The organism is Pseudidiomarina sp. (genome assembly GCF_048268165.1).
GTDB lineage: Bacteria > Pseudomonadota > Gammaproteobacteria > Enterobacterales > Alteromonadaceae > Pseudidiomarina.
The window spans coordinates 12,810-25,667 of record NZ_JBLWWA010000001.1; the positions used below are offsets into that span (position 1 = coordinate 12,810).

Below are 12,858 nucleotides of genomic sequence, written 5' to 3' on the forward strand. Positions count from 1 at the left end.
CCCCCTTTATATACGTAGTACAGAAACATGTGAGAAAAATATGTCTGAAGTAATGACTGGCCAATCGTTCGCCGATTTGGGCCTGCCCGCTGTTGTGCTTAAACAGCTAGAAAAAATGAATTTCACCCAACCAACACCAATCCAATTGCAGGCTATTCCTGCACTTATGGAAGGCAAAAACGTGCTCGGCGAAGCGCAAACCGGTACCGGTAAAACCGCTGCTTTTGGTTTGCCAGGCTTAAGCATGCTTGATGCTAACGAACGTAGCACTCAACTATTGGTTGTTGCGCCAACACGTGAACTTGCGATGCAGGTTGCGGAAGCGATCAATGAGTTTGCTAACCAAATACGTGGCCTTGAAGTGACTACAGTATATGGCGGCGCTGCATTTGGTCCACAAATCAAAGCATTACGCGGTGGCGCTCAAGTGGTTGTTGGTACCCCAGGTCGTTTGCTCGACTTGCTTAAAAAGGGTGTATTGAACCTAAGCGCGCTACGTTTTGCTGTGCTTGATGAAGCCGATGAAATGCTGAATATGGGCTTTATTGACGATATCGAAACAATCATGAAAGCTGTTCCAAAAACCGCTCAACGTGCATTGTTTTCAGCAACTATGCCGCCTGTTATTCGCAAATTAGCGAAAACCTTCTTGGTCAACGAAGCGGGTGAGCAACCATTGAATATCCAAATCGCGGCTCAAACCAAAGCTCAGGCGACAATTCGTCAACGCGCATGGTTGGTTCGCGGTTTAAGCAAGATGCAAGCATTAACCCGTTTACTCGAAACCCTTGAGTATCAACGTGTATTGATTTTCGTACGTACACGTTCAGATACCATGGACGTTACCGAGCAGTTACAAGCTTCAGGTTTCAAGGCCTCACCATTGAGTGGCGACTTGAACCAGTCGCAACGTGAGCAAACTGTTGCTCAGCTGCGCAGTGGTCGTATTGAGATTTTGGTTGCAACTGACGTTGTTGCTCGTGGTCTTGACGTGCCAGAAATTACCCACGTGGTGAACTATGATTTGCCGGGTGACAGTGAATCCTATGTGCATCGCATCGGTCGTACTGGCCGTGCTGGTCGCAGTGGTGAAGCAATCTTATTTTATCGTGGTAAAGAAAAACATTTACTGCGTACTTATGAGCGTTTAACCAACGGCACCATAGAAAGCTTCGAAGTACCGAATGCCAAAGAGCTAAGCGCACATCGTCAACAGAAATTGCAGCAGCAAATTGTTGATACCGTAGCGGGTGGTAATTTCACTGTATTGAGCGAGATCATCGCAAAAATGCAGGAAGAAACTGGTTTGAATTCAGACCAAATCGCAGCGGCATTGCTTGCACAGCAGAATCTGCAGCGTCCATTGATTGTTTCTGAAGATCCACCACCACGTAAATTCGAAGAACGTTCACGCGACAAGCGTGATGCGCGCAGCGATAGCCGTGACGGTCGTGAAAAACGCAGCCAGCGTGGTCGCGATGCCAATATTGAATTCGATACCTATCGCATTCAAGTAGGCCGTGAACACGGTGCGCGTCCACAAGACATCGTTGGTGCAATTGCAAACGAAGGTGATATTGATAGTCGCTTTATTGGTCAAATCCAATTGTTTGACGCGCATAGCTTGGTTGAATTGCCAAAAGGCATGCCGGTAGCCGTAGTTCGTGTATTGCAACGCGCTCGTGTGCGTCAGCAACAGATGGGCTTAGAGCTTGCTCCAACCGAGCAAATTACGCGTCGTCCGCGCCCTCCAGGTGGTGAACGTCCAGCATTTAAAGGCGCTCAACGTCGCAACGATCGCCCAGGCCGTAGTCAAGGCGAGCGTCGCAGCCGTCGTCCGCAGTAAGTATTAATGACTACCAGTCAGATGATTTACCCGAATCATCTGGCTGGTATCATATCCCCAACTCTCTGCTTGTTTTAGTACGCCTTCAATAACTTCCTCTGACACATCTGGTGAACGAGACAGCAACCAGAAATAATCATGATTGTCACTTGTTACTACAGAAACCTGATAGTTGCCGCGGGCGTCTTCGTGCAGCTGGCTAATATAATAACCACCATCAAATGGCCAAAAGAACGTAACACGGTACATGGCTAAGCCAATCGGCTCGGCATGTCCAATCGCTGTTTCCCATTTGCCTTCAGCTACATTGTAACCACGGTTTGTAACTTCAATGGTATTATCTGCATTGAGGCGATACTCGGCTGTAACTTGATCTAATCCTTCCTCAAAGCTGTGCGGTAATCGGATAATTTCATACCATTTTCCCAAATAACGTTCGGCTTCAAAGTCATTGATGACCGGTGCCACGGGTGTTGGTGCACTGCTGCACCCCATCAGTACCATGCCAGCCAAAACCGCTGATATAAAATGTCTCATATAAAGTCCCTATAGATTATTGATAGAGCCCAAGTAAAATTTTGCTTGTTGCACTAATTCTTGCTGTTGTTCTGAAGTACGTTTTTGCCATTGATTCAAAATCAAAGCCATACGTGGATTGTTGCGAAGTTGGTGTTGATGTTGATGTATGAAATTCCAGTATAGGCTATTGAACGGGCATGCGTTATCTCCAGTACGTTGGTTCACATCGTAATGGCAGCTGGCACAATAGTTCGACATTTTATTGATGTAAGAGCCGCTGGATACATAAGGTTTCGTCGCTAAAATACCAGCGTCGGCGAATTGACTCATGCCACGCGTGTTGGGTAGCTCGACCCACTCAATAGCATCGATATAGATGCCAAGATACCAATCATCTACCGCATCAGGGGCGGCTCCAATCAATAACGCGAAGTTACCGGTTATCATCAGCCTTTGAATGTGATGGGCGTATGCATATTTGAGTGACTGTTTGATACTACTTGCAAGGCATTGCATGCGTGTGTCGCCTGTCCAGTAAAAGTCTGGCAGTGGCCGTTTGTTGTTAAAGAAATTAAGCTCTGCGTAGTCGGGCATGTGATGCCAGTAGATTGCGCGGATAAATTCTCGCCAGCCAATAATTTGCCGAACAAAGCCTTCGACTTGGGCAATATTAATGGTGTCTGGGTGATGTTGCCATTGATGTATTGCACGCTCTACAACCTCGCGAGGGCTAATCATTTTTGTATTCAGCGCAAATGATAGCCTGGCGTGATAGAGCGACCAATGGTCTGTGTGCATGGCATCTTGATAGCGACCAAATTCTGGAAGTAGATTTTGTGCAAAGTAGTCTAAGAGTTGACGTGATTCGGCCCGAGTTGTTGGCCAGATAAATTGGCGTGAGTTAATCTGGCCCATGGTCTTAACGCCTGATTTCTTTATCATATCCACTAGGGCACTGACATCATGAGAAAAGCATAACGTGTTGCTAACTTCATGGTTATTCGGCAGTTTGTTGCGATTTTCCTTATCAAAGTTCCATTTCCCCCCAATCGGCTTGCCGTTTTCCATCAGGTATCCCGTAAGTTTCCGTACTCGGCGATAAAAGCTTTCCATCAAAAAATTTTGTTTGTTGGGAAACCATTCACTGAGAACATTTCTTTCGCACAGAAAGTGCTCGGTATCATGCCAGGTCACGGTACGTGATTGCTGCTCTGCCCAAGCTTGCAGGTAGGCGTCAACGCGATATTCATCGGGCTGTTGCAGCTCGATACGGGTTAATTTAGGTGCAAGGGAAATTAATTGGGTTAGGTTATTACATACGTCCTGCTGATTAACCGAACAATCTAAGGTGAGATACAGAACTTGATGGCCCGCTTTGGTTAAAGCAGCCGCAAATTGCCGCATTGCCGCAAAAAAGCCGACTACTTTCTGAATGTGGTGTGTGGCGTAATCTGTCTCTTGGCGCACTTCCATAATGACAAACAGCCGTTGCGGATCGACTTCACGATACCAGCTGTGTGAGGCGTTAAGCTGGTCGCCCAATACCAATGCGATACGCTCGAACGAACTCGAGGTAAGCGCGCTTGGGTCGAGCAGGCAGCCATCAAGTTCTGAAGATAAACTAGTCATATGTTAAAACTGCGCTAAGTTATAAGGATATCATAAGATATTACGTGTTTTAGCATGGCGAGATCACTGAAAATTTGGCATTATACTCGCAATTAAACAAGGCAAACGTCAGGCAGGAAAATCATGCAGCCAGTTAACATCATTTGTATAAAGTGGGGTAAGAAATACGGGTCGGATTACGTCAATACATTGTATTCGATGGTTAGTCGCAATATTTCATTGCCGTTTCGATTCGTGTGCTTGACTGACGATGCAGAGGGCATTCGTGATGAAGTTGAAGTAAAGCCAATACCGGAAATTGGTTTTGAAGACTTTGATCAACGTAAACCATGGACGTTCGCGCATGGTTGGCTAAAGCTTACTTGTTTCGCCGATCCGCTTTATGACTTACAAGGGCCAACTCTTTTTCTCGATCTTGATATCGTGATTGTTGGAAGTTTAGACGAATTCTTTGAACCTGAAGGCGAGTTCTTGGTGATCAAAGAATGGGATAAGTCCGACGCAACCGGCAACACATCAGTATTCAGATTTAATATTGGCGCCCATGTGGATGCTCTGGAACACCTGAAAAGTGATCCAGTAGGTTCACGCAAAGATGTGCGTAATGAACAAGAATTTATCACGCAGTTTGTCGCACGCCAAGGCAAGTTAAAATACTGGCCAGCTGAGTGGTGTCGTAGCTTTAAGCGTCACTGTTTGCGCCCATTCCCGCTTAGCTTTTTTCAACAGCCGCGTATTCCTGCCGGTGCAAAAGTGATTATATTCCACGGGCGTCCACATCCTGATGATGCAATGGCAGGGCGCAGTGGTAAGTGGTATAGAAAGGTTTTGCCAACCACTTGGATTAAAGAATACTGGCGTTAAGCGAAGATGACATTTGCTTACCGGCTGCTGATTCGCTGCATAACACCATTGGTATTTATATATTTGTGGGTGCGCAGTCGAAAGGCTCCGGCATATCGGCAGCGTTGGTCGGAACGGCTGGCGCTGCAAGATGTTCCGGTGCAGGCGCGCGATGGCATTATCATCCACTGCGTTTCAGTTGGTGAAACTGTCGCGGCTAAAGGCTTAATTGAACAGATATTAAATGTCTATCCTCACCTTGGGGTTACACTAACCTCGATGACTCCCACTGCGGCTGAACTGGCTGTTAAGCTATTTGGCGATCGCGTATTTCATGCTTACTTACCGATTGACACACCCGGCTCTATGCGTCGTTTTTTCGATAGGTTCGCGCCACGCTTGGTCGTTATCTTAGAAACTGAATTGTGGCCTTGTATGTTACAGCAAGCGCAACAACGCGCTGTTCCAGTGATGGTGGTTAACGCGCGGTTGTCGGAGCGTTCGGCTAAAAGCTATCGCAAGTACAGTTGGCTCGTTGGGCCAATCTGGCCTGCAGTGAGTGCGATTGCGGCGCAAACCCAAGCTACTCTAACGCGTTTTATCGAGCTGGGTATGTCTAGCGAACGGGTTGTGGTGAGAGGGAACTTAAAGCACGATTTTCAAGTTTCACATGAGATAAAGGCTGAAGCTGAACGCTTGCGCCAAGAACTCAATAGGCCAGTTTTAGTAGCCGCGAGCACGCACGACGGCGAGGATGAGCAAGTTTTAAGCGCGTTTCGAAAACTGCAAAAACATCACTCCTCCGCGTTACTTATATTGGTTCCACGCCATCCAGAACGTTTCGAAGCCGTGGCTGAAGCTATCTCTAAAGCAGGTTTTACTTATGTTCGGCGCAGCACCGGCGAGAAAATATCTAGCCAAAGTCAGGTATATTTAGGTGATAGCATGGGTGAGCTACTGCTGTGGTACGCGCTCGCCGACGTTGCTTTTGTTGGCGGAAGCTTAATCGAGCGCGGCGGACACAACCCGTTGGAACCGGTTGCAACCCAAACCCCGGTTATTTCAGGTCGTCATATATTCAATTTTCAGGACATTTACGATCGCTTGCAGCAAGCCAATGGCGTTATTATGGTTTCGAACGCTGCGGAACTCGCTAGCAGTTGGCATCAATTACTTGAGCAACCGGCCCTTTGTAAGCAGTTAGCCAACAATGCTGCGAACGAATTTGCCAATGACCAAGGCGCTACTAACGCGGTGTTTTCGGACATTTGTGGGATGTTATCGGCTGGTACAGGTGCAGCGACTTCTAGGACAATGTTTATGATGCAAACGGTAAAACCAACTCGCGGTACGACCTTGTGGTTCGATCCTGAGGTTCTAAGCGATTGTAAAAACGATTATTTTGATCCGGAGTATTGGCGTGCCCACAATCAAATTAAAGGCTCTGCTACCGGACGCAGCACTGCGTGGTTCATTGATGCCGCAGAGCATGGTTTATTGCTCCGTCATTATTATCGGGGCGGATTAGTGGGCAAAGTGAATACGGACCGCTTCAAACGCGAGCCTGTTGTCAGTAGCCGAGCAATGGCTGAGTTTTCATTGCTGCTTAAGTTACGAGAAGCTGGACTGCCCGTGCCTCGCCCAGTAGCAGCCCGGTACGTTAAGGCCCCCATATGGGGGTATCGCGCAGACATTTTGGTCGAAGTTATACCGAATGCTCAGGACACTTTTAAATTGCTCCAACAACGACAGTTAGAAAGCCATGAATGGGAAAGTCTTGGGCAAGTGATAAAGCAATTACACAACCATCAGGTTTATCATTCTGATTTAAATTGTCATAACTTGATGCTTGATAACGCAGGTAAGGCTTGGATAGTTGACTTTGATAAATGTGAAATAAGAGCAGAAGGCGATTGGCGTGAAAAAAACATACAGCGATTGCTGCGCTCGTTCAGAAAAGAGCTAACTAAAGCGACAGAGGCCAACCAAGTATTTCATTGGGATGAAACACGTGATTGGCCCAAACTTATTGGCGGCTATTCGCGAATTTGACCGTTACCGGTAACCACGAATTTTTCAGTTGTTAGCGCTTGCAAGCCCATTGGGCCATAAGCGTGCAACTTGCTGGTAGAGATACCAATTTCAGCACCTAAACCAAGCTGACCACCATCACTAAATCGTGAAGAGGTATTTGCCATGGTTACAGCCGAGTCAATTTCGCGGATGAAACGGTCTGCTGCGGCTTGGTTTTCAGTCACAATTACTTCCGTGTGACCACTGCCGAAGGTGTGGATATGATCCAGAGCTGCATCAAAATCAGGAACTGTACGAACAGCGATTTCCAGCGCGAGATACTCTTCACCGTAGGCATCGTCGGCAATCACATCGGCATCTTCAAAGTATTCAGCTGAAGCTGCGTCAGCGTGAATAATTACATTCTTTTCAGCTAATGCTGCAGCGGCTTTTGGTAGAAAGCTCGTTGCAATTTCTTGATGCACGACCAAACCTTCCAGAGCGTTGCAGACGCCAGTGCGTTGTGTTTTACCATTCAATAAAATGTTTAGTGCTTTTTCTTGATCGGCATCTTTGTCCACGTACAAATGGCAAACGCCTTTGTAATGCTGAATAACAGGGATCTTGCTGTTATCACTGACAAAGTGGATGAGGCCTTCACCGCCGCGTGGAATAACCAAATCAATGTATTTGTCTTGTTTTAGTAGTTCGGTCATCAGTTCACGATCTGGGCTTGGCACGACAGTGATAACGTCTTCCGGTAAGTCACTATCATGCAGCGCCTTATGTAATGCTTTGGCAATGGCTTTGCTGGTTTCAATCGCTTCACGGCCACAGCGCAGGATAACTGCATTACCCGATTTGAAACATAACGCACCGGCATCGGCTGTTACATTTGGTCGCGCTTCGTAAATCATACAAATTACACCGAGTGGAATTCTCATCTTGTCCACTTGAATACCATTCGGGCGTGTCACAAAAGGCGTACGCTCGCCAACAGGGTCGGCCAGTTCGATAATTTCTTCAATCGCTGTTGCCATGCCTTCAACGCGCTCAGGGTTCAATTGCAAACGGTCGAGCATCGCCTCAGAAAGGCCTTTATCACGGCCTGCAGCCATGTCTTTTTCGTTAACTTCTAGGATATCGCTTTGCATGTCGCGAATGGCATCTGCCATGCGTTGCAGTACCTGATTCTTTTTCGCTTCAGATAAGTTTGCGACTGCGCGTGCCGCAACAGCGGCGCGTTTTGAAATTTGTTCTGCTAACTGGTTACTCATTCGTCCTCCAGAATCATTAAATCGTTGCTCTCAATCACTTCTGAGATAGGGCTGTAGCCGTAAGCTTCAGCGATATCGCTGACTTCTTGCCCTTTGATATGCATCAACTCGTGTGAACTGTATTGGCAAATGCCTTTGCCAATAGCTTCTGCGTTACTTGCACTGCGAATTACAACTGCATCGCCACGGTTAAAGTCGCCTTGAACATCTATAATGCCGCTAATTGTTAGCGACTCGCCGCGATTAAGTGCATCGGCTGAGATATCATCGATAACTAACTCACCTTGAGAAATTAATGTATGACGAAGCCAATGTTTCTTATTACTCATTGGATCTTGCTGACGCTTAAATAACGTGCCTGGGTTGTTGCCGCGGAGCAAATGCTCAAACGTGGCACCTTTGCGGCCGTTCACTATATAGGTGTCGATACCATGGGAGGTCGCTTTCTCGGCTGCCTCAATCTTGGTGCGCATGCCGCCGGTCGCAATTTTATTTGTTGTTCCACCAGCGAGTGCGAAAATTTCTTCAGTAATCTCATCGACTACTGGAATCTTTTTAGCATCAGGTTTAACCCGTGGGTCGGCATCGAAAAGACCGTCAATATCGGAGCAGATAATCAGCGCGTCAGCATCAACTAAAGTTGCGACCATGGCTGCCAAATTATCGTTGTCACCCACTTTCATTTCGTCGGTGGCAAGTGCGTCATTTTCATTTACGATAGGTAATACATTGTGTTCTAACAATGTGCGTAAGGTGTTTCGAACACTTACGTAGCGAGCGCGGTCGCGCAAGTCACCGTGTGTCAACAATACTTGAGCACATGAAAAGTCAAAGAATCGCGACCAATTTGCCATCATGTCGGTTTGCCCAACAGCGGCCATTGCCTTTTTTATGGTAACTGGCAGCTTATCACCGTCATAGCTGATATGCTTCCGGCCTGCAGCAGCGCTGCCTGATGAGACAAGAACTATCTCTTGACCACGTTCATGGCACTCGATAATAAATCGAGCTATGGCTAATAAATATTTACTGCTCGTTCCTGCGTCGTCTGGCGCGATTAATGCACTGCCTACTTTAAGTACAGCGCGTCGCCAGGAAGGCATCTCCATAACTACTCCCTCTTGAAAAAATTCATATGTAGTCTAACAGATTTGAGGGGGTTTCTCTAGCTTGGGTCGATAAACCACAATTATGCCCGCTATAAAGCCCATAAAACTAGAGAATGGGGCTAGAACAAGGCTTGAAGTTTACGAGTTTTGAATAGCAAAAAGCCCCGATTTGCGGGGCTTTATAGGAGTTTTATTGGCTTGGTGGGGTATAGCCTTCAATGTCAACGTCTTTGCCTTCAAACAGAAAGGCTCGCATTTGCTCTTCTAAAAAGCTGCGTGCATTTGGGTCCATTAAATTTAGCCGCTTTTCATTGATGAGCATGGTTTGTTTCTTCTGCCACTCAGCCCACGCTTGCTTTGATATGCTCTGAAAAATCTTTTCGCCCAGTTCACCCGGGTAAAGCTGAAAATCTAGGCCTTCAGCTTCTTTTTTTAGGTATTCGCAAAATACAGTACGACTCATGACAACCTCATGTCGGTTTAAGTTACAGCCATTTTACGTTGCATAATCACGCTATTGCAAACCTTGTCGGTATCCAAAAGATTAATTTTCTAGAACGTGTGTATGAATATATTTGCGGATAGGTGCCGGCAGTCCATATTGTGCTAGAGCATCGAGTGGGATACGGGTTTTAGCATCCGGATGGGTATAATTGATGACGGTAGCGTTTAAGCGGTAATGAGAAAACACATGTTTAAAGCTACCATGTACCTGCGCTTTGGGTGGCACTTCCGAAAGCTCAGGAAGGCACCATAGCCGCGGCCATATGCCGTTTGCAGAACGCTGCACCAAGATGACACCGTTGGCATTGACGTCAAGAGCAAAGCATCCATCTTTTGTGGGTAATGTACGCTTAGCTCGCTTTTGCGGTAGCAGGCTGACTCGATTAGTCGCTAAGGCATTACAGGACGCATGTAGCGGGCACAGTTCACACTTCGGATTGCGTGGAGTACAAATTGTTGCGCCGAGGTCCAATAGCGCTTGAGCGTACTGTCGGTTTTTGCTGTGAGGTTTGTATTCTTCAGCTTTTGTCCATATCTGGCGGTTTATCGCACTGCTGCTTGGATCGCCTTCGATGCCAAAATAGCGACAAAAGAGGCGTTTTACATTGCCATCGACAATGGCTGCAGGCTTATCAAAAGCAAATGCGGTTATTGCACCTGCAGTATAGGGGCCAACCCCAGGAACTTCTCGCAAAGACTCCGGCGTGGCAGGTAACTGTCCGTTGAGTTCTGTCACGACGTAACTAGCCGCCTTGTGTAAGTTTCTTGCACGTGAGTAATAACCAAGCCCTTGCCACTGGGCCAAAACTTCATCTTCGGAAGCCTGTGCCAGTGTGGCTAGATCAGGAAAAACCCTAATCCAGCGTTCAAAGTAGGGAATGACTGTGCTTACTTGCGTTTGTTGCAGCATCAGCTCGCTTACCAATACATGGTAGGGCGAAGCCTCGCGCTGCCACGGCAAGGTATTGCGACCATGTTGGTATTGCCAAGAAATAATGGTGTTTGCAAATTCTTCTGGCCGTAGCGGAATGATCGCGTCTTGGGAAGTCTTATTAATCATGAAATTTACGTAAACGCCATGTTAAAAAAATAGAAAATAAATCGTAAAGTTGTGTCATTACAGGCATTTTTTTTCATTTTACCCTATAATAATCCCAATAATTTGAAATTGACCTATGAGAACATAAAAGGAGCATCTCATGAAACGGTTATCAATAGTATCTGCAGCAGTACTTTCGGCGATTGTTGCGGCGCCAGCAATGGCTTTCTCAGGTGATGAGGCAGGTAGCATCTATATTGGGCCAAGAATTGGCTTATTCGGAACAGACTCAGACCGTCGCGTTATTGAAAACAACCAAGTTCAATCGTTTGGTGGTGGTTTTGACAGTTTATTTGGCGGCATTGAAGGTGGTTATCAGTTTACTCCTGAATGGGGTTACCGTGTTTACTACGATTATTTACGTGGTGACTTAGAAACTTCGAACGATAGTTCAAGTGGTGCTGCCTTTGGTATGGATATTATTTACAACTTTTCACCTAATGTATTTGGCTCGATTGGTATCAACTCAACAGAGTTTAGTGATATCAGCAACCAATTTGTGCGTGTAGGTGCTGGTTATAAGCAGTATATAAACGACAATTGGGCACTTACCTTAGAGGGTGCTGTGCAGCAGAATGATGGTGACTTGACTGAATTTATGTTCATGACCGGGCTGCGCTATTATTTTGGTGGTAGTCAAGAACCGACTTACACCAAACCTGAGCCGACTCCGGCCCCAGAACCGCAGCCTGTAGCCCCTGTAATGAAGGATTCAGACGGTGATGGAGTGATGGATGATAAAGACAAGTGTCCGAACACTCAAGCTGGCTTCAAAGTTGACGCGGAAGGCTGTGTTATGTACGCAAATGAGACAGTAACTCGCGAATTAACAGTTACCTTTGCATTGAACTCAGCGGAAATTTCTTCTGCGCAAACTTCGGACATTCGTGACACTGCTGAATTCTTAAAAGAATATCCGCAACTTAACGTGGTTATTGAAGGGCACACCGATGATACTGGTGCTGCAACTTATAACCAGCAGTTGTCTGATCGTCGCGCTAATGCTGTAGGGAATAGCTTAATCAATGATTTCGGTATTGCAGCTTCTCGCGTAACCACGGTTGGTTACGGTGAAAGCCGTCCGAAGTACCCGAACAACTCAGCTGAAAACCGTGCGAAGAACCGCCGCATTGAAGCTGTTATGTCAGTTACTAAGCAGGTTCCAGTTCAAGACTAACTTGCCAGTAGCTCGAATATAAAAGGCGTGCCAAACTTGCGTTTGGTGCGCCTTTTTGCATAATGAGCGCGGCAAAAATTTAAATCGTAAAACTAACTTAAGTCGCGTAACTAAATAGAGGCCTCATGAGCTCCGATAATCTTGAAAAAGCCCAAGCTGAGGGTAAATACATACGCAAAGTGCGCAGCTTCGTTAAGCGTGAGGGGCGATTAACAAAGGGCCAAGCTGCAGCGTTAGAAAGAAGCTGGCCAACGATGGGGCTTACCCACAATCAAGGTTTACTGAACTTGACTGAGGTGTTTGGTCGTGAAGCTCCAACCGTATTAGAAATCGGTTTCGGTATGGGGCGTTCTTTGGTTGCCATGGCTAAGGCCGCACCCGAGAAAAACTTTATCGGTATTGAGGTTCATCGGCCTGGTGTTGGTGCTTGTTTGCTGGAAGCGGAAGCAGCTGAGGTCAGCAACTTACGGGTTTACGAGCATGATGCAGTTGAGGTTTTGGCCGACTGTATTGCAGACGGAAGCTTGGCCACAGTGCAAGTGTTTTTTCCAGACCCATGGCATAAAAAACGTCATCACAAGCGCCGCTTGATTCAGCCCGAGTTCGTTGATTTATTGCGAAAGAAACTAGCTATCGGTGGTGTGTTGCACTTAGCAACAGACTGGCAAAATTATGCCGAGCACATGCTCGAGGTGATGCAGGCTGCACCCCAATGGCGCAACCTGTCTGCTGACAATACCTACGTGCCTCGTCCAGAGGAACGTCCGCTAACCAAGTTCGAACAACGTGGCGAGCGACTCGGGCACGGAGTATGGGATTTGAAGTTCGAGCGCATTGCCTAA

The 12,858-nt window shown here is 46.7% G+C and carries 11 protein-coding genes; 5 read left to right on the forward strand and 6 right to left on the reverse strand.

The window, feature by feature from the left end:
• Positions 1–40 precede the first annotated feature (40 nt).
• Positions 41–1,846, forward strand: a complete 1,806-nt coding sequence (locus ACN0UY_RS00060) for a DEAD/DEAH box helicase (protein ID WP_417664812.1) — start codon at positions 41–43, stop codon at positions 1,844–1,846.
• A 3-nt stretch (positions 1,847–1,849) separates the two neighbouring features.
• Here ACN0UY_RS00060 and ACN0UY_RS00065 read toward each other — a convergent pair whose 3' ends face one another.
• Positions 1,850–2,383 carry a lipocalin family protein gene (locus ACN0UY_RS00065; RefSeq protein WP_417664813.1) on the reverse strand — a complete coding sequence of 178 codons (534 nt, stop codon included), beginning with the start codon at positions 2,381–2,383 and terminating at the stop codon, positions 1,850–1,852.
• 9 nt (positions 2,384–2,392) lie between these two features.
• A complete protein-coding gene (locus ACN0UY_RS00070; protein ID WP_417664814.1) occupies positions 2,393–3,994 on the reverse strand; it encodes a cryptochrome/photolyase family protein in 1,602 nt (533 codons plus the stop codon).
• A 123-nt stretch (positions 3,995–4,117) separates the two neighbouring features.
• Here ACN0UY_RS00070 and ACN0UY_RS00075 point away from each other — a divergent pair, with 123 nt between their 5' ends.
• Together ACN0UY_RS00075 and waaA are read left to right on the forward strand one after the other, a co-directional pair.
• The gene (locus ACN0UY_RS00075) at positions 4,118–4,858 is read left to right on the forward strand and encodes a glycosyltransferase (protein WP_417664815.1); all 741 of its coding nucleotides are present in this window, start codon (positions 4,118–4,120) and stop codon (positions 4,856–4,858) included.
• A gap of 6 nt (positions 4,859–4,864) precedes the next feature.
• Entirely contained in the window at positions 4,865–6,889 is a 2,025-nt protein-coding gene (gene waaA / locus ACN0UY_RS00080; protein ID WP_417664816.1) for a lipid IV(A) 3-deoxy-D-manno-octulosonic acid transferase, read from the forward strand.
• Here the strand turns inward: waaA and ACN0UY_RS00085 are convergent.
• The 4 genes from ACN0UY_RS00085 to mutY form a co-directional block, all read right to left on the reverse strand.
• Positions 6,874–8,127, reverse strand: coding sequence for a glutamate-5-semialdehyde dehydrogenase (locus ACN0UY_RS00085; RefSeq protein WP_417664817.1), 1,254 nt, complete (start codon positions 8,125–8,127; stop codon positions 6,874–6,876). The two genes, waaA and ACN0UY_RS00085, sit on opposite strands and share 16 nt — an antisense overlap.
• Complete coding sequence (gene proB / locus ACN0UY_RS00090) at positions 8,124–9,236, reverse strand: glutamate 5-kinase (RefSeq protein ID WP_417664818.1); 1,113 nt, start codon at positions 9,234–9,236, stop codon at positions 8,124–8,126. Before proB ends, ACN0UY_RS00085 begins: the two co-directional genes overlap by 4 nt.
• Before the next feature lie 190 nt (positions 9,237–9,426).
• A complete protein-coding gene (locus ACN0UY_RS00095) occupies positions 9,427–9,699 on the reverse strand; it encodes an oxidative damage protection protein (RefSeq protein WP_417664819.1) in 273 nt (90 codons plus the stop codon).
• Positions 9,700–9,780: 81 nt separating this feature from the next.
• The gene (gene mutY, locus ACN0UY_RS00100; protein ID WP_417664820.1) at positions 9,781–10,800 is read right to left on the reverse strand and encodes an A/G-specific adenine glycosylase; all 1,020 of its coding nucleotides are present in this window, start codon (positions 10,798–10,800) and stop codon (positions 9,781–9,783) included.
• Positions 10,801–10,939: 139 nt separating this feature from the next.
• On the opposite strand from mutY, the gene ACN0UY_RS00105 reads away from it, so the two are divergent.
• The gene (locus ACN0UY_RS00105; protein ID WP_417664821.1) at positions 10,940–12,016 is read left to right on the forward strand and encodes an OmpA family protein; all 1,077 of its coding nucleotides are present in this window, start codon (positions 10,940–10,942) and stop codon (positions 12,014–12,016) included.
• Positions 12,017–12,141: 125 nt separating this feature from the next.
• A complete protein-coding gene (gene trmB, locus ACN0UY_RS00110; protein WP_417664822.1) occupies positions 12,142–12,858 on the forward strand; it encodes a tRNA (guanosine(46)-N7)-methyltransferase TrmB in 717 nt (238 codons plus the stop codon).

Coding starts and splice junctions, on each gene's coding strand:
- ACN0UY_RS00060 (WP_417664812.1), top strand. CDS start 41: ATGTCTGAAGTAATGACTGGCCAATCGTTCGCCGATTTGGGCCTGCCC.
- ACN0UY_RS00065 (WP_417664813.1), bottom strand. CDS start 2,383: ATGAGACATTTTATATCAGCGGTTTTGGCTGGCATGGTACTGATGGGG.
- ACN0UY_RS00070 (WP_417664814.1), bottom strand. CDS start 3,994: ATGACTAGTTTATCTTCAGAACTTGATGGCTGCCTGCTCGACCCAAGC.
- ACN0UY_RS00075 (WP_417664815.1), top strand. CDS start 4,118: ATGCAGCCAGTTAACATCATTTGTATAAAGTGGGGTAAGAAATACGGG.
- waaA (WP_417664816.1), top strand. CDS start 4,865: ATGACATTTGCTTACCGGCTGCTGATTCGCTGCATAACACCATTGGTA.
- ACN0UY_RS00085 (WP_417664817.1), bottom strand. CDS start 8,127: ATGAGTAACCAGTTAGCAGAACAAATTTCAAAACGCGCCGCTGTTGCG.
- proB (WP_417664818.1), bottom strand. CDS start 9,236: ATGGAGATGCCTTCCTGGCGACGCGCTGTACTTAAAGTAGGCAGTGCA.
- ACN0UY_RS00095 (WP_417664819.1), bottom strand. CDS start 9,699: ATGAGTCGTACTGTATTTTGCGAATACCTAAAAAAAGAAGCTGAAGGC.
- mutY (WP_417664820.1), bottom strand. CDS start 10,800: ATGATTAATAAGACTTCCCAAGACGCGATCATTCCGCTACGGCCAGAA.
- ACN0UY_RS00105 (WP_417664821.1), top strand. CDS start 10,940: ATGAAACGGTTATCAATAGTATCTGCAGCAGTACTTTCGGCGATTGTT.
- trmB (WP_417664822.1), top strand. CDS start 12,142: ATGAGCTCCGATAATCTTGAAAAAGCCCAAGCTGAGGGTAAATACATA.